This is a genomic window from Amycolatopsis circi (assembly GCF_003385235.1).
GTDB lineage: Bacteria > Actinomycetota > Actinomycetes > Mycobacteriales > Pseudonocardiaceae > Amycolatopsis > Amycolatopsis circi.
In genome coordinates this window covers 1-15024 of the sequence record NZ_PQIA01000073.1, presented here as the reverse complement: position 1 = coordinate 15024, position 15024 = coordinate 1, and the positions used below count along the sequence as shown (strand labels likewise).

Genomic DNA, 15024 nt, shown 5'->3' with positions numbered 1-15024 from the left:
CCGCCGGAAACCGCGCCCAGGAGCGAGAAGGAGGCCGCCGGTGTCTGCGATGCTCAAGCTGACGCACAAGGCGATCGGGGTCGAGGTGCGTCGTGGCGCCTACGAGGTCGAGGTCGACGGCGAACCCGTCGGCTCGGTGGAAATGAACAAAACGATCGAGACGCCCGTCGAACCAGGTCGGCACACTGTGCTCCTCCGCGACGGCCGCAACTCGAGCCGGACGGAGACGTTCGACGCCGCCGACGGCGAAACCGTCGCTTTCCGGTGCACTGGAAAGCGGTTCCTGCCGCTCTTTCTCGCGTCGTTCTTCTTCCGCGGACTGGCGATCAAGCTCGTCCGCGAGTAGTCGCCGCCGACGGACCACGCCGGGTGACTCGCCGGTGCTGTCTGACGCGAAGTCCGGCGTCGTCGCAGCGTTTCCACTGTTTCGCGTGGAGCACCGCGGAAACTGTCGGTGCCGCGTGCGAAGCTGGCGGAGTGGAAGTGCACTTTGACGCTGAGCTGTGGATCTGGGAAGCGCGACGGACCGACACCTGGACGTTCGTCAGCCTGCCTGGCGACATCTCGGACGAAATCCGCGAACTAGGCGGGCCGCGCCGCGGGTTCGGATCGATGCGCGTGCAGGTCCGGGTCGGGGGCAGCACCTGGCGGACGTCGATCTTCCCGCTCAGCGCGCACGGCTACGTGCTGCCGGTCAAACGCGCGGTGCGCAAAGCGGAGAAGCTCGATCCCGGCGACGTCGCCCGGGTGACCGTGACCGTCCTCGACTTGTGACCTCGGCGAAGCCGGTCCAACCTGATCTCGAAGCACTACGGGACCCGTCGAGTCGCTCTGCCGGGACAGCAAGATCGGCGAGATCTGCGAAGGCGCCAACGAGATCCAGGAGCGGATCATCGCCCATGCCCTCTTCGGCGAGGAGATCGCCCGGCTAGTCCCGGCCTCCGTCGGCCGCGCTCCGATCAGGTCGCCGAGTGCGGGGCAAGACCGCCTGCCCGGTCGGACAGGTGACCTGATCCGGCTCTCTTCAGACGGCGGCATCGCAGCACCCGTCGACGCCGACGTCACCGGAACAACGTCCCCGCCAGCACCTGTCCCAGCGCGGCCGAGGTGCCTGGAATGCGCGCGTGAGCCGACGCTGTACGACCTCAGGCGGCGTCCGCACGTCGGCTGCCGCCTGCATAAAACTGATCTCGTTTGACGCCAGGCGGCAGGTGCCGAAACCCGGTACCCGGGGCTTTGATCCGCTGGTTCTGGTTCGAGCCCCAGGCGCCCTGCCGTGCGGAATCGCGGTCGCGAGCCGTCGACGCCCGTCCGGGCTCTCCGCCTTCGCGGGCGCACGAACGGCACGCGGCGACCGGCCGCGTGCCGTGCCGGAGTTCAGTCCTCGGTGCGGATTTCCGCGTTTTGGCGCTGGGCTTCGTGGAGCTGGTCCTCGAGGGTGATGATGCGACAGGCGGCATCGACGGCGGTGCCCTGGTCGACCAGTTCCCGCACCCGGGTGGCCAGGCGCAACTGGTGCCGCGTGTAGCGGCGGTGCCCGCCGGCCGAACGCTGCGGCGTGATCAGGCCGGCCTCGTCGAGGCTGCGCAGGAAGCTTTGACTGGTGCCGAGCATGTCGGCGGCCCGGCCCATCGTGTAGGCGGGGTAGTGCTCGTCGTCGAACTTGTCGGCCCCGCTGGGCGCGGCCGGTCCTTCTTGGTCAGGGATCATTCCACCTCCACGTCAGAAAGGACCCCGGGTGCCGCGCGCGGCACCCGGGGTCCTCAGGGTTGGGTTTCACCATTGTCTACCGACGCTGACGCCGGTTTCCTGCACCCGCGTCCGGCATACCGCCGGATTCCGCGGGGATCGCTCATTCGTGACCGAGAACCACCTCCGAACTCGATGGGACTGCGGCACCCGCGCGGCGCGTTCCGGCCGCCGCGGGCGATCCAATGATGCTCCCGTTCCCTTTCTTCCGGTGTTTTCCACTTGCCGGGTACTGCGTTTTCACTTACGGGTACTGCGATTTCACTTGCCGGTACTGCGTTTTCCACTGCTGCGAACGTCACCGCCGGGACCCTTCCACTGATCGGTCCCAGCACGCTGACGCCGCTGGCCACTGCCCGGAGCCCTTCCGCTGATCGGCCCCGGCCACCTGACCGGTCTTGCACTTCAACTCGACTGAACTTCACGAGCGCACCTGCTCCGCCCGTGTCCTGCGACTTCCGCCCCGGGGCCGGTTACTTCCGAAAAACAACCACCCGGCCCCGGGGGTACAGCTTCCGGCCACCAGCCGGAGCCCGTTCTGCTGATCGGCTCCGGACTGCTTGACCGGCTCATCTCACCTCGCGGGCAGTTACGTCATCTCCCGCGCCTGATTGACGTTGTCTTTCTCGGTACGAACAGAAGACTACACACAACCGCCGCCGAATGTCTACTCCGGCGAGCATAGATTTTCTGGCGTGTCCGGGCGGCGCGGAGACGGAGCCGGTACGACCCGGGGGCGTGCGCCTTCCCTGTGCCAGCGACGCACCTGCAGAAAACGGCCCCGACCAGGACGAACCCGGGCAGGGACCGCTCTTGTTCGGCGGCGCTGTCGTGGACGGCTTGGCAGCCGACGCCGCCGACTGCTTCCGGTGGCTGCACGACGCTGTCCAGGACCGGCTCGGTGCCGCCCGCCTCAAGACCCAGGCCACCCGCAATGACCTCGCCCGCTGGCGAGGGAAAACAACGAACCCTGCCGCAACCAACCGCACGGGCTCTCAGCTGGGCACGGCAGACCTCGCGACCTTCCGCTGGCCGCCGATCGTGCACAGGGCGGCGAAGGCGAAGGCTGCCGCCTCGTAGGTCATCGCGTGCCATAACGCACCACTCGCGGTCGCGGCCGGGGCCGTGTAGGCGATCCCGGCGAACGTGACACCCAGCGTTCCGCCCAGTTGTTGCGCGGCGGGAAGCAGGCCGGACACCGAGGCCGCCGCCTCGGGGCGCACCCTGGCGATGATCTGGGTGAACGCCGACGCGGTGAAAACCCCGAAGGCGACTCCCCCGACGCACAACGCGAGCCAGTACAACCAGAACAGGTCGATGACCACCGGGACGGCGATGGACACCAGTCCCATCGCCAGCGAGGAAGCGGCGAGCGCACGGTGGCCGAACCGCTTGCCCAGCCTGTTCGCGATCCGGCTTCCGGCCAGCGCTCCGACTGCGTACGGGGTAAGGCTCAGGCCCGTCTCAAGCGGACTCCAGCCTTTGGCGCCCTGGAGGTGCATCGACAGCGGCAGGGTGAAGGACGGGACGCCCGCGTTGAAGACCAGCACGGCGGCCAGTCCCCACCTCGTCGCCGGTTCGGCCAATGTGGACGGTTGGATGAGCGGTTCCGCCGCCCTGCGCTGGGAAACCACGAAACCGGTCAGCGACAGCACGGCCAGCGCCAGGCTTGCCCAGGTCCACGGCGGCCAGCCGGTCTCGCGTCCCATGGCCAGCGGGAACACCAGCAGTGCGCAACCCAGCAGGCTCAGCGTCGCACCGACCGGATCGACTCGTTGGGGTTTGTGTTCACTGTGGACGGACGGCAGTGCGGGTGAGAGCGCGAGGGCGGCGATCCCGACGGGTACGACCAGCAGCATCGCCGCCCGCCAGCCCAGTCCCAGCGGATCGAGCTGGGTCAGCACGCCGCCGAGTACCGGGCCGGCGAGGGAGGCCGCCGCCATTGTTCCGCCGAAGGCGCTCAGCGCGGCGGGACGGCGGTTCGCGGGCACCGCCGACTGGATGATCGACAGGATCTGGGGTGCCATCAGACCGCTGCCGAAACCTTGCAGGGCGCGCCCGGCGATCAGCACCCACACGTCCGGCGCGGCGGCGGCCCCGATCGAGGCGGCGGTGAACAACGCCATCCCGGCGACGAACATCCGGCGGTAGCCGTGCTTGTCCCCCAGCCGCGCGGAGACGATCAGCGAGCAGGCGTAGGTGAGGGTGTAGGCGGCGAGCACCAGCTGGGTCTCCGCTGCCCCGGCGCTCAGGTCCCGCTGGACGTCGACCACACCCACCTGCACGACCGTGACGCTGAACAACTGGACGAAGGTGCCGGACAGGACGATCGGCAGCAGAAGTCGTTGGGAGGGCGGCGAAAGACGCACCGCGCTCATCGGTCTGACCGGTGCAGGGCGACCGCGGCGAGGGTGGGCGCCAGTTCGTCCGGCCGGGTCGCGAACGGAGAATGGCCGCCCGGCAGGGAGTGCACGCGGAACGGGTTCTCCGGCGTCAGCCGATCCGCCTCGGCGATCATCAGGTCCTGGGTCGCTGGCGGCAGGGCGAGGTCGCCGGTCAGCCGCACGTAGGAGCGGGAGATCCGTCCCCAGCGCGCGGCGGTGACCGGGATCGGCGTGGTGTAGTTCGCGAACGGGAGGTCGGGGTGCAGGAACTGCCGCCACGATTCCGGGCTGCCCGCCGGGAGATCGTCGAGGAAGGCCCGGCGAATGACGTCGGCGACGGCCGGGTCCGGGGAAAGCGGATTGATCCGGATCGCGCCGAGTTCGGCCGGATCGCCGATCGGCGGGACCTGGACCGCGCCCGCGTTCTCCTTCGCTTCGATGTAGTCGGCGAACCGGGGCCGGCCCGCGGGCACGAACGCGGACAGATAGACGAGCCGGTCGACCAGTTCCGGCGCCTGCTCCGCGGCGGCGGACGCGGCCGAGCCGCCCGCGCTGTGGGCGACCAGGACGACGTTCCGGTACCGGGTGCGGGCGCTGACCAGCGCGTTGAGCACGACGTCGGTGCTGTCTTGCATGGTGACGTCGTGCAGGGCCGACCTTTCGCTGGCGAAACCGGGTTGGCCGGGCAGGAAGTACCCGCTGGGGACAGGCGCGCGGAGCCCGCTCCCTGGCAGGTCCACGGCGACGCTGGCGAGGCCGTGTCGCGCGAGCGCGCGCTGCGTCGAGGTCCAGTGCAGGGCGGAATGCCAGGCACCGTGCACGAGCAGGATGACGGTCTCGGGCGAGGAGGGTCGGGGCACTTGGGGTCCTTCGGGAGTGTCGATCACGGACCTCCCCAGAGCACACTCGCGGGGCCCCGTTATCCACCCTGATATCTTACGAATGCCTTCGCGATACTTCGTACGTATCATGAAGCCGTGGAAGCTCGTCACCTTCGTTACGCCCTGGCCCTCGCGGAGCACCAGCACTTCGGCCGCGCCGCCGCGTCGCTGGGCATTGCGCAACCGCCGCTGTCGACGCAGATCGCCGCGCTTGAGCGGGAAGTCGGCGAGCGGCTTTTCGACCGCACCGCACGAGGCATTTTCCCCACCGCGGCAGGGGATGCGTTCCTTGTCAGGGCACGCGGCGCGCTTGCCGAGATGAGCCTCGCGCTCGTCGACGCGGGCCGCGCGGCACGCGGGGAGACCGGGCGGCTGCGGCTCGGGTTCATCGGGTCCGCGCTGCTCGACCCGCTGCCGGGGGTGATCGGCCGGTTCCGGAAGGCCCATCCGGAGGTTCGGATGACCTTGCAGGAGCTGGACAGTTCCGCCGGGTCCGCGGCGTTGCTCGCGGGCGAACTGGATGTGGCGGTGGGACGGGGCAGCCCGCGCGGCAACGGCGCGGAGCACCTGGTCACCGTGCCCATCGGCGCCGACCACCTGGTGGCCGCGGTTTCGGCAGGACATCCGTTCGCCGGGCAACAGTCCGTCGACGTCGCGCAACTCGCCCGCGAACCGCTCGTGGTCAGCGCGGACGCAGCGGGCTCCTATCTCAGATCGGTGTTCGAGCCCGCCGTGCTCGACAGTGCCACGCTGGCGCGCGACATCCACACGATCGCCGGGCTCGCCGCCTGCTCCGCGGGGGTCGGTCTCGGCCCGGAACGGATGCGGCTGATCGCTCGCAAGGACATCCGGTTCTGCGCCGTCGAACCGCGGTTCCGGCTGCCGGATCTGCAGATGTCCTTCCGGGTGACCGATTCCTCGCCGGTGCTGGCCGCTTTCCTCGCCGTGGTCCGGCAGAACTGCGCCGACGTCGGCGGCCGGCTCGACGAGTTGCTCGCCCGGCATCCGGCTGCCACTGGGCGGCAGGCGGCGCTTGGCGTTTCGTGACAGGTGCGGACACTCGCTGACCGCAAGGGGGAAAGCAGACTTCGGGACACGCTCGTCGCCAGACCTGCGCGGTTACGGCGCATCGGGACAGGCCCGTTCGGGCAGTTACGGCAAACGCGCCACCGCCGCCGATCTGATCGGCCTGGTCGGCCCTGACCTGCACTACGACCAGCATTGGGCCATGGGCGCACTCCTTTATCTGGACGCGCGACTCGGCACCGACCGCACCAGCCGGTTCGTCGGGCCGGGCGAAGCGTGGCACCGATGGACAGCGGCGACGGCGACGCCGTTCACCGATCCCGGTACGCGGCATCACCAGATAGACGCGCTGTGTTCCTTCGCCGACCGCTGCATGCGATCCGGTAGCGAACCGGACACCCGCGGATAAGCCTCATCGGGAGTCAAAACCTGCCCGTGTGAGTTCGAATCCCGTCGGGCCGAGGCTGCCCTCGATGATCCAGATGTCGTGTTTCTCAGTCGTCACCCCGCACAGGGCGCGACCGTCCGCTGAGATCGCCAAGAATTCGGGCTCGCCGGCATGGACCGCGAGATGCCGCGCGAGGGAAAGGTTTCGGCCACGGCGGACCTGCGCCCACGGCAGGCTTCCCAGGCCGTCGTCAGCGACGCTGATCAAGAAGTTCTTCCGCCACCGCCTCCCACGCTCGGTCGAACGCACGCAGATCGTCGTCCGAAGCGGATTCGGTCTCCACCCGCACGGCCGGAACTACGCTTCCGCTGATGGGGACACCCGGAATTCTCAAGCCGGGAACAGCAGGCTCGCCAGCAAAACATGCACCGCCGTACCGCCGACGATGCTCAGTACTGCGTTGCGGCGCCAGAGATGCAGGCCGATCGTCGCGGCCAGCGCGATGGTCGGGGCGAGAGCGCTCGGGGACGTCCACGACACGTCGCGCAGGCAGTAGACGAGCAGGATCACCATGACGCCCGCGGGCATGCGGGTGCTCAGGTATTGCACGGTCCGGCTGGCGCGCAACGGGGCCAGGACGGCGAACGGGAGCGCGCGCAAGCCCCAGGTGACCGCGGCGGACACCGCGACCGCGGCGAGCAGGTAGGTGGGGTCAGGCATTGCTCATGCTCCGTTCGGCGACAAGGCAGCGAGCGATCAGTCCCCCGGCGAACAACAGGAAAGCCGCCAGGAGCATCTGGCCGGGGAAGATGACGCGGCCTACGACTGCGCTCAGTGCGGCGAGGACGGGAGTCGGCAGGTCGCCCTTGCGGTCGCGGACGGCGTCGAGCGCGAGTACGACGAACAGGGCCGTCATGGCGAAGTCCAAGCCGACGACGCTGCTGGGGATCAGCGAGCCGAGGAGGGCGCCCGCCGTCGCTCCGCCGACCCAGAACAGGTGCAGGAACAGTTGCAGCCACAGGATTCGTGCGCCGTTCCACTCTCGGGCCGAGTCCGTTGTGGACAGTGCGTAGGCCTCGTCGGTCAGGGCGAACGTGCTGTACGCGCGTGCTCGGCGGCCGCGCACGCGGTGCAGGGGGAAGGACAGGGCGTAGAAGACGTGCCGGACGTTGACCAGGAACGCGGAGAGCCCGACTGCCGCCAGCGGTGCCGCCGCGGCGGCCAGGCCGATGAGGAGGAACTCGAACGAGCCCGCGTAGATGAAGGTCGTGAACACCGTCGCCCACCACCAGGCGAGGCCCGAATGCGTGAGGAACGCGCCGAACGCGAGTCCTAGCGGGACCAGGCCGATGCCGACGGACCCGCAGTCCTTCAGCGCGGCCAGAGCGGGCGGGCGATCGCGAACAGCCAGGTCGGAGACGGTTTCCACTCTTGAAACACTACGTCAGCCCTCGGCTAATTTGGTGTCCGATCATGGCGCTAGAATGAGGCCGTGGGCAATGTTGTGCGGCTGGATGCGCTGGATCGGGATATTTTGTTTCACCTGCGGCAGGACGGCAGGCTGACCAACGTCGAACTCGCCAAACGGGTCGGGCTCACTCCTCCCCCGTGCCTGCGCCGGGTCAAGCGCCTCGAAGAAGCCGGAGTGATCGCCGGGTACCGCGCGGTGCTCGATCCCGAAGCCGTCGGGCGGGGGCTGGAAACGCTCATTGACCTCGAGGTCTACGCGACCGACCGGGCGACCATCGAGGCGCTCGAGGACACCATCGCCTCCTACGACGAGGTCATCGAGTTCCGGCGGCTGTTCGGCCGCCCGGACTACTTCATCCGTGTCGCGGTCGCCGACCACGCTGCCTACGAGGAGTTCCAGACCCGGAAGCTCTCGGGGCTGCCCGGCGTCCTGCGGGTGACGTCGCATCTGACGATGAAGAAGATCAAGGGCGACGCCTGAACGGACGCCGAGCCGTCGCTTGACCTTTCCGCTACGGCACCTGGTTGGCTTCAGGTCATGTACGGAATCGGAACGGTGGCACGGCTGGCCCAAGTGTCGGCACGCACGCTTCGCCACTACCACGAGATCGGCCTGCTGGCGCCCGCGCACGTGGACGCGGCCACCGGGTACCGGCACTACACGCCCGACCAGGTGCTGCGGCTGCACCGGATCCTGGTCCTGCGCGATCTCGGCGTTCCGCTGTCCGAGATCGGCACGCTGCTCGAAGACGACGTCACCGTCGAGCAGCTGCGCGGCATTCTGCTGCTGCGCCGGGCCGAGGCGCGCGACCGGCTCGCCACCCAGGTCGATCAGCTGCGGCGGGTCGAACTGCGGCTCGCTCACTTGGAGAGGGGACCGATGAACGGTTACGACGTGATCGTCAAACGACTGGAACCGCTGCGGGTCGTCGCGCTCAGCGCGGACATCGCGGGACCGCAGGAGATCGCCGAAACCGGCGGCCGGATGTGGCCCCGGCTGCACGCTGCCCTGGACCGGCACCGCGTCGAGTTCGAGGGGATCTCGTTCATGCTGTACGAGGAGGTCGGCGACCCCGAGCGGCCGATGCGGCTGACCACCGCGCTGCCCGTGCCGAGCGGGGTCACGATCGCCGAGGAAGGCCTGGCCACGCTGGAGATCCCCGCGGTGCCGCGCGCGGCGACCACTGTGGTCCGCGGGGCGCCGGACCAATTCGGCGACGCCTTCCAAGCCCTGCAGGACTGGATCGCGCAGAGCGGCGCGCAGGGCACGTCGTTCGAGCGGGAGGTCTACGTCGACTGCGGCGGCCCGCCGGAGACCTGGGTCACCGAACTGCAGGTCGTGCTGGCCGACTGACCGAGGGGGCGCACGTACTGCGGTGCCCGGGCACCGCGAGGCGCCCGGGCACCGCGGGTCCGCGTCAGTGCGCGGCGTTGACGAACTTGTCGGTGTAGGTCTTGCCGAGGTCGATCTGCTTGCCCTTCACGTCCGGGTTGAACGCCTGCAGGACCGTGAGGTCGGTCTTCGGGCCGTCCGGCGGCATGATCCCGGTCGGGTTGTAGATGCCCTTCTCGTTGTCGAATGCCTTGGCGTAGGCGTCTTTCCCGGAACCGGCGTAGTAGTCGGCAGGCATCACGCCGGCCAGCTGCGCGCCGTTGTGGCCCTGGATCCATTTGAGGGCCTCGACATACGCGTTGACGAGCTTCTGCACGACCTGCGGGTGGCTGTCGACGTACTTCGTGGTCATGTACAGCGACGTCGCGGGATATTGGCCTCCCAGCTGCTGTTTGGTGCCCGCCGCGGTGCGCATGTCCAGCAGGACGAAGGCGGCGCCCTGGGCCAAGGCGGTCGACACCGTCGGCTCGGTGGTCATCGCGCAGTCGACGTTGCCGTGCTGCAGCGCGCCGATCAGCGTGGCCCCGGCCTGCACGCCGACCCGGTGGATTTTCGTGGGGTCGACGCCGTTCTTCTGCGCGAGGTACTGGGTCAGGAAGTCAGTGGAGGAACCGAGATCGGTCACCCCGAGGTTGCGCCCGGACCAGTCGGCGGGCGAATGGATCTGGCCGCGCACCTCGTTGCGGCACAGTTCGACCTCGCCCGGCGTGGTCAGCATCGACACCACCGATTCCATCGACTGGCCGAGCCCCTGCATGGCGATGGTGTGGTCGTAGAACCCGCCGACGCCGTCGACCTTCCCGGCGACCATGTTCGTCGTCGCGTCGACCCCGGCTCCTTCGTCCTGCAGGGTCACGTTCAGGCCCTGCTTCTGGTAGAGGCCGAGCCGCTGGGCGAGCATGAACGGCAGGTAGATCTGCTTGTTCAAACCGCCGACCATGATGCTCACCGGGGTGCCGGTACCGCCGGTGGAGCTGGTTCCGGCGTTCTGGCTCGCGGTCGAGGCACAGCCGGCCACGGCGAGCAGCGCCGCCGCGAGCACGGCCGCTAATTTCTTCGCGGACACGGGAATCTCCTTTGTTCGAGCGGACAATCGGGGGGTCACAGGTCCGGACCGGACAGCTGGGCGGGCCGCCAGCGCAGCAGCCGGCGTTCGAGGCGGGTGATCAGCCATTCGGCGACGAGCGCGACGACGCCCATGATCACCATCGCCGCCCAGACGCCGCTCGCGTCGAAGGTGCCCTGCGCGTTCTTGATCAGCACGCCGAGACCCGCGTAGCCGCCGAGGAATTCGCCGACGATCGCGCCGATCAGCGCGAAGCCGAAGCTCACGTGCAGGCTCGCGATGATCCAGGTGAACGCCGACGGCAGCACGACCTGCCGGGTCACCTGCCACCGCGAAGCGCCGAGGATGCTGGCGTTCGCGATGAACGTCCGGTCGACCTCGCGGGTGCCCTGGAAGGCGTTGAAGAACACCCCGAAGAACACCAGCACGATCACCAAGAGGATCTTCGATTCCAGACCGAGGCCGAACGCCAGCACGAAGACCGAGCCGAGCACGATCCGCGGAATCGCGTTCAGCACCTTGATGAACGGGCCGAACACCTCCGACAGGAACCGGATCCGGCCGAGCGCGATGCCGCAAACGATGCCGAGCACCGTGCCGATGGCGAACCCGATCAGCGCCTCTTCGATCGTCGTCCAGATCTGGCTGCCGAGCGATCCGAGCGCGGTCCCCTCGGTCACCCACGACCGCAGCCGGTCGAAGATGCCCGAGGGAAGCCCGTACAGCACGATCGCGTGCTGGTCTCCTTGCACGAGCAGCTGCCAGCCGCCGAGGACCACGACCAGTACCGCCGCCTGGACACTGTGGACCAGGACGGTGCGCGTCCGGCGGCGTGAACGGCGCACGGCCGCTTGTGCTCCAGCGGCGGGGTTCGCGGGCGAATCCACTTCGGTCGTCATGCTCCCGCCTCCCCGCTGGCCCGGGTGGTCTGCGCGTACGCCAGGTCGACCTCCGTGCGCAGGGCGTCCCAGATCCGCTGGTACAGGTCGACGAACCGGCGCTCGAAACGGATTTCCTGCACCACCCGGGGACGCGGCAGGTCGATGGCGAACCGGGCCTTGACCGTCGCCGCCGGGCCCGCGGTCAGCACGACCACCGTGTCCGCGAGCGCGATCGCCTCTTCGAGGTCGTGGGTCACGAACACCACGGCGGGGCGGGTCAATTCCCACAGCGACAGCAGTTCGTCGGACATCTTCGCCCGGGTCTGCACGTCCAGCGCGCTGAACGGCTCGTCCATGAGCAGGATCCGCGGCTCGTTGATCAGGTTCTGCGCGAGCGCGACCCGCTTGCGCATCCCGCCGGACAGCTGGTGCGGGTAGCGGTCCTCGAACCCGCTCAGCCCGACCCGGCGGATCCAGTCCCGCGCGCCGGAAACCGCCGTCCGCTTGGCCACGCCGCGGAACCGAGGGCCCGCGGAAACGTTGTCCAGCACCGTTTTCCAGGGCAGGATCGCGTCCGTCTGGAACATGAAGCCCACCCCGGGCGTGATGCCCGAGACGTCCGCGCCGTGCACCCGGACCGAGCCGTTCGAGGGCTGTTCCAGGCCCGCTACGAGGGTCAGGGTGGTGGACTTGCCGCAGCCGGTGGGTCCGACGACCGCGCAGAACTCGCCGGGAGCCACCTCCAGGTCGAGGTCGCGCAGCGCGGTGTAGGGCTGCGGCCCCTCGGTGGCGAACTGCTTCGTGACGTCCCGCATGGCGATGGCGGCCGGTGCGCCGCCGCCGGGCGGTCCGGATCTGGGTGCGTGCACGGTGGCGTCCTCTCGATCGGGGCCGGTTCCGTTCGAGGAGGCTAAGAAGCGCCGCGGCGCGGCGGAATGTTGCGTGCGATACCAGCGATCAGTGCGCTTTTCTCGGTTTCTGCTCATTAAGTGCACGCCGGACCGGACGATCCGGGCGTACCGGCCGCGGTTTCTTGGCATCCGGGCGGTCTCGTGGTGTCATGCGGGACGCCCCTACGACAAGTGGCAGAGCGGAGCGGTCATGTGGCGGTCACGTCCTCTCGCCTCGCAGATCCTGGTCGCCGTGCTCGGGATCCTGCTCGCCACGGTCTCGGCCGGTGCCCTGCTCTACGTGAAGCTCGCCGGCCAGACCCTCGACACGCAGTACGGACAGCGTGCGCTCGGGATCGCGAACACCGTCGCCCAGATGCCGCAGGTCCGGGACGCCCTCGTGCGGCGCGATCCCGGCCACGCCATCCAGGCCGCGGCCGAGCAGGTCCGCCTTGCCACCGGCGCGTCGTACGTCGTCGTCACCGACCGGTCCGGGCTGCGCTACTCCCATCCCAACACCGCGCTCGTCGGCGAGCGCATCGAGGAACCGGTGGCGGCCCTCGACGGGCAGGGCCATCTCGGCATCGACAACGGCAGCCTCGGCCGGTCCGCCAACGGCAAAGCGCCGATCTTCGGACCCGGCGGCGGGATCGCGGGCCAGGTGTCGGTGGGAATCCTCGAAGAACAGGTCACGAGCGAGCTGGTGAGCGACATCCCTTGGGTGCTTCTTTACTCCGGGTTGGCGCTGGCGATCGGGATGGCGGCGTCCTTGCTGCTCGCGCACCGGATCAAGCGCGCGACCTTCGGCCTCGAAGTCTCCGAGATCGCTTCCCTGCTCCAGGAACGGGAAGCGATGCTGCACGGAATCCGCGAGGGCATGGTGGGCCTCGACCGGCACGGCCGGGTCGAGGTGATCAACGACGAAGCCCGCCGGCTGCTCGCGATCCCCTCCGCCGCCCGCGGCCCCGATCTCAGCGAACTCGTCCCGCCCGGCCGCCTCCGCGACCTGCTCGCCGCGCCCGCCGCCGACGACGAGGTCGTCCTCACCGACGAATTCCTGTTGGTGGTCAACAAAATGCCGGTCGTCCTTTCCGGACAGGACGCCGGTTCGGTGATCACCTTGCGCGACCGCACCGAAATGGAAGGCCTGGTGCGCGAACTCCACGCCGTCACCGGCCTGACGACCGCTCTGCGCGCGCAGGAACACGAGTTCGCCAACCGGTTGCACGTCCTGTCCGGGCTGCTGGGCCTGGGCGAGGCGGAGGAAGCCGGCCGCTACCTCACCGAAATCGCGCACGGCCCGGCCGCGCAGGCGACCGATCTGCGCGCCCGGTTTTCCCCGCCCGAACTCGCCGCGCTCCTCTCGGCCAAGGTCGCCATCGCCGCCGAACGCGACGTGCGCCTCGAAGTCGACCCCGGTTCCGGGCTCGACCTCAGCACCGCCGACCCCGGCGCGCTCGTCACCGTGCTCGGCAACCTCATCGACAACGCCGTCGACGCCGTGGCCGGGCAGCCCGGAGAACGCCGGGTGCACGTTCTCGTCGACACCCTCGGCCCGGACGTCCGCGTCGTCGTGTCCGACACCGGGCCCGGCATCCCCGAAGATGCGCTGAACGAGATCTTCGCCGACGGCTACACCACGAAAACCCCGCGCCCGGGCATGCGCCGCGGCCTCGGCCTCGCCCTCGTCTACCGGCTGGTGCGCCGGTCCGGCGGGTCGATCACCGTGGACGGCTCCGCCGGGGCGCGCTTCGACGTGCTGCTCCCGAATTCCCGTTCCCGCACCGCGCTCGAACCCGCGGAGTACGCATGACCATCCGGACTCTCGTCGTCGACGACGACTACCGGGTCGCCGCGATCCACGCCGCCAGCATCGACCGCGTGCCCGGCTTCGCCGCCGTCGGCCAGGCCCACAGCGCGGCGGAAGCCCGCGCCCGCGTCGCGGAACTCCGGCCGGACCTGCTGCTGCTCGACATCTACTTGCCCGACGAGGACGGCCTCTCCCTGCTGCGCGATCTGCGTTCCGCCGGCGCCCCGCCCGGGTGCATCGTGATCACCGCTTCCCGCGACCTCGGCACGGTCCGGGCCGCGATCCGTCTCGGCGCCGCCTATTACCTGGTGAAGCCTTTTGGGTTCGAGCAGTTGCGCGAGCAGTTGACGGCGTACCGGAGCTGGTGCGAACGCGCCGCCGGAAACGGGGAGGTCGATCAGGCCACAGTGGACAGTCTGTATTCCATCCTCCGCGGCTCCGCGCCGCGCACGGACCCGCTTCCGCCGACCATGCGCAAAGTGCTCGATACCCTCCGCCGCGCCGGACAGCCGCTTGGCGCCGAAGCACTCGCGACCGCGCTGGGCATCAGCCGCCCCACCGCGCAACGCCACCTGAGCGAGCTGCACCGCCGTGGTTTCCTCAGCCTCGAACTGGAATACGGAAGCGCGGGCCGGCCGACCCACCGGTACGCGGTGACCGCCGAACACTGAGCCGAACCGTGCGCCGGGCGGCCAGCTCGAGGATCTCCATCAACGTGGTCGACTTGCCGCAGCCGGATTCGCCGACCAGTCCCAGGGTTTCGCCCTCGACGATGTCGAAAGTGATCCCGTCCACCGCGCGCACCGTGCCGATCTTGCGCTTGAAGACAGTGCCCTTGCTGACCGCGTAGTGCTTCTGCAGGTCCCGCACGGTCGAGCGCTGGGCGCGCGGCACGGCCGCGACCGCGGCCTCCTCGATCGCCAGCGGGCAGCCCGGACGCCCGACGCGAACCCGGCGAACAGCTCCTTCCGCGCAATCGGCGATATCCCGGACAGGACAAGGGAATTCGGTTGCTCCCATCGGGTCTTCCGGTGGCCGCGGCGCCCGCGGCCACCGGAAGACCCGATGGGAGCAACCGAATTCCCT

General features: G+C 69.3%; 17 protein-coding genes. 8 read left to right on the top strand and 9 right to left on the bottom strand.

All coding sequences use genetic code 11. The features are described from left to right. The first annotated feature begins 40 nt into the window (after positions 1–40). On the top strand, positions 41–346 hold the full coding sequence (locus D0D37_RS27355; protein WP_162834499.1) for a hypothetical protein: 306 nt from the start codon (positions 41–43) through the stop codon (positions 344–346). Between the two features lie 131 nt (positions 347–477). Then, positions 478–774: a DUF1905 domain-containing protein gene (locus D0D37_RS27350; RefSeq protein WP_116203473.1), complete on the top strand. Its 297-nt coding sequence runs from the start codon at positions 478–480 to the stop codon at positions 772–774. Between the two features lie 603 nt (positions 775–1377). Here D0D37_RS27350 and D0D37_RS27340 read toward each other — a convergent pair. The 3 genes from D0D37_RS27340 to D0D37_RS27330 all read right to left on the bottom strand — a co-directional run bounded on the left by D0D37_RS27340 (position 1378) and on the right by D0D37_RS27330 (position 4993). Beyond that, the gene (locus D0D37_RS27340; RefSeq protein ID WP_116203472.1) at positions 1378–1710 is read right to left on the bottom strand and encodes a MerR family transcriptional regulator; all 333 of its coding nucleotides are present in this window, start codon (positions 1708–1710) and stop codon (positions 1378–1380) included. A 1034-nt stretch (positions 1711–2744) separates the two neighbouring features. Next, a complete protein-coding gene (locus tag D0D37_RS27335) occupies positions 2745–4127 on the bottom strand; it encodes an MFS transporter (protein WP_116203471.1) in 1383 nt (460 codons plus the stop codon). Beyond that, positions 4124–4993, bottom strand: coding sequence for an alpha/beta fold hydrolase (locus tag D0D37_RS27330; protein WP_162834498.1), 870 nt, complete (start codon positions 4991–4993; stop codon positions 4124–4126). Before D0D37_RS27330 ends, D0D37_RS27335 begins: the two co-directional genes overlap by 4 nt. Before the next feature lie 117 nt (positions 4994–5110). Between D0D37_RS27330 and D0D37_RS27325 the strand changes: the two genes are divergently transcribed. Together D0D37_RS27325 and D0D37_RS27320 are read left to right on the top strand one after the other, a co-directional pair. Continuing rightward, entirely contained in the window at positions 5111–6061 is a 951-nt protein-coding gene (locus D0D37_RS27325) for a LysR family transcriptional regulator (protein WP_116203469.1), read from the top strand. Then, positions 6048–6449, top strand: coding sequence for a DUF6000 family protein (locus D0D37_RS27320; RefSeq protein ID WP_116203468.1), 402 nt, complete (start codon positions 6048–6050; stop codon positions 6447–6449). The genes D0D37_RS27325 and D0D37_RS27320 overlap by 14 nt, the downstream gene beginning before the upstream one ends. Before the next feature lie 369 nt (positions 6450–6818). On the opposite strand, the gene D0D37_RS27310 is transcribed toward D0D37_RS27320, so the two are convergent. Then, positions 6819–7148: a branched-chain amino acid transporter permease gene (locus D0D37_RS27310; RefSeq protein ID WP_116203466.1), complete on the bottom strand. Its 330-nt coding sequence runs from the start codon at positions 7146–7148 to the stop codon at positions 6819–6821. Then, the gene (locus D0D37_RS27305; protein WP_116203465.1) at positions 7141–7857 is read right to left on the bottom strand and encodes an AzlC family ABC transporter permease; all 717 of its coding nucleotides are present in this window, start codon (positions 7855–7857) and stop codon (positions 7141–7143) included. The genes D0D37_RS27310 and D0D37_RS27305 overlap by 8 nt, the downstream gene beginning before the upstream one ends. Positions 7858–7920: 63 nt before the next feature. On the opposite strand from D0D37_RS27305, the gene D0D37_RS27300 reads away from it, so the two are divergent. Together D0D37_RS27300 and D0D37_RS27295 are read left to right on the top strand one after the other, a co-directional pair. Further along, positions 7921–8379 carry an Lrp/AsnC family transcriptional regulator gene (locus D0D37_RS27300; RefSeq protein ID WP_116203464.1) on the top strand — a complete coding sequence of 153 codons (459 nt, stop codon included), beginning with the start codon at positions 7921–7923 and terminating at the stop codon, positions 8377–8379. 57 nt (positions 8380–8436) lie between these two features. Further along, entirely contained in the window at positions 8437–9252 is an 816-nt protein-coding gene (locus tag D0D37_RS27295) for a MerR family transcriptional regulator (RefSeq protein WP_116203463.1), read from the top strand. 64 nt (positions 9253–9316) lie between these two features. On the opposite strand, the gene D0D37_RS27290 is transcribed toward D0D37_RS27295, so the two are convergent. Genes D0D37_RS27290 through D0D37_RS27280 form a run of 3 tightly spaced genes read right to left on the bottom strand, consistent with a single transcriptional unit; the run spans position 9317 to position 12053 of the window. Beyond that, the gene (locus D0D37_RS27290) at positions 9317–10357 is read right to left on the bottom strand and encodes an ABC transporter substrate-binding protein (protein ID WP_116203462.1); all 1041 of its coding nucleotides are present in this window, start codon (positions 10355–10357) and stop codon (positions 9317–9319) included. 35 nt (positions 10358–10392) lie between these two features. Beyond that, positions 10393–11256 (bottom strand): ABC transporter permease, encoded by an 864-nt coding sequence (locus D0D37_RS27285; protein WP_116203461.1) that lies wholly within the window; start codon positions 11254–11256, stop codon positions 10393–10395. After that, complete coding sequence (locus tag D0D37_RS27280) at positions 11253–12053, bottom strand: ABC transporter ATP-binding protein (protein ID WP_116203460.1); 801 nt, start codon at positions 12051–12053, stop codon at positions 11253–11255. Before D0D37_RS27280 ends, D0D37_RS27285 begins: the two co-directional genes overlap by 4 nt. 286 nt (positions 12054–12339) lie before the next feature. Between D0D37_RS27280 and D0D37_RS27275 the strand changes: the two genes are divergently transcribed. Then, positions 12340–13941 (top strand): ATP-binding protein, encoded by a 1602-nt coding sequence (locus tag D0D37_RS27275; RefSeq protein WP_116203459.1) that lies wholly within the window; start codon positions 12340–12342, stop codon positions 13939–13941. After that, positions 13938–14609 carry a response regulator gene (locus tag D0D37_RS27270; protein WP_116203458.1) on the top strand — a complete coding sequence of 224 codons (672 nt, stop codon included), beginning with the start codon at positions 13938–13940 and terminating at the stop codon, positions 14607–14609. Before D0D37_RS27275 ends, D0D37_RS27270 begins: the two co-directional genes overlap by 4 nt. Here D0D37_RS27270 and D0D37_RS48515 read toward each other — a convergent pair. Next, positions 14539–14958 (bottom strand): ATP-binding cassette domain-containing protein, encoded by a 420-nt coding sequence (locus D0D37_RS48515; RefSeq protein WP_279630336.1) that lies wholly within the window; start codon positions 14956–14958, stop codon positions 14539–14541. The two genes, D0D37_RS27270 and D0D37_RS48515, sit on opposite strands and share 71 nt — an antisense overlap. Positions 14959–15024 lie beyond the last annotated feature (66 nt).

Excerpts from the sequence above, each read along its gene's own strand:
- D0D37_RS27340 (WP_116203472.1), bottom strand. The coding sequence starts at position 1,710 with ATGATCCCTGACCAAGAAGGACCGGCCGCGCCCAGCGGGGCCGACAAG.
- D0D37_RS27335 (WP_116203471.1), bottom strand. The coding sequence starts at position 4,127 with ATGAGCGCGGTGCGTCTTTCGCCGCCCTCCCAACGACTTCTGCTGCCG.
- D0D37_RS27310 (WP_116203466.1), bottom strand. The coding sequence starts at position 7,148 with ATGCCTGACCCCACCTACCTGCTCGCCGCGGTCGCGGTGTCCGCCGCG.
- D0D37_RS27295 (WP_116203463.1), top strand. The coding sequence starts at position 8,437 with ATGTACGGAATCGGAACGGTGGCACGGCTGGCCCAAGTGTCGGCACGC.
- D0D37_RS27285 (WP_116203461.1), bottom strand. The coding sequence starts at position 11,256 with ATGACGACCGAAGTGGATTCGCCCGCGAACCCCGCCGCTGGAGCACAA.
- D0D37_RS27280 (WP_116203460.1), bottom strand. The coding sequence starts at position 12,053 with ATGCGGGACGTCACGAAGCAGTTCGCCACCGAGGGGCCGCAGCCCTAC.
- D0D37_RS27275 (WP_116203459.1), top strand. The coding sequence starts at position 12,340 with ATGTGGCGGTCACGTCCTCTCGCCTCGCAGATCCTGGTCGCCGTGCTC.
- D0D37_RS27270 (WP_116203458.1), top strand. The coding sequence starts at position 13,938 with ATGACCATCCGGACTCTCGTCGTCGACGACGACTACCGGGTCGCCGCG.
- D0D37_RS48515 (WP_279630336.1), bottom strand. The coding sequence starts at position 14,958 with ATGGGAGCAACCGAATTCCCTTGTCCTGTCCGGGATATCGCCGATTGC.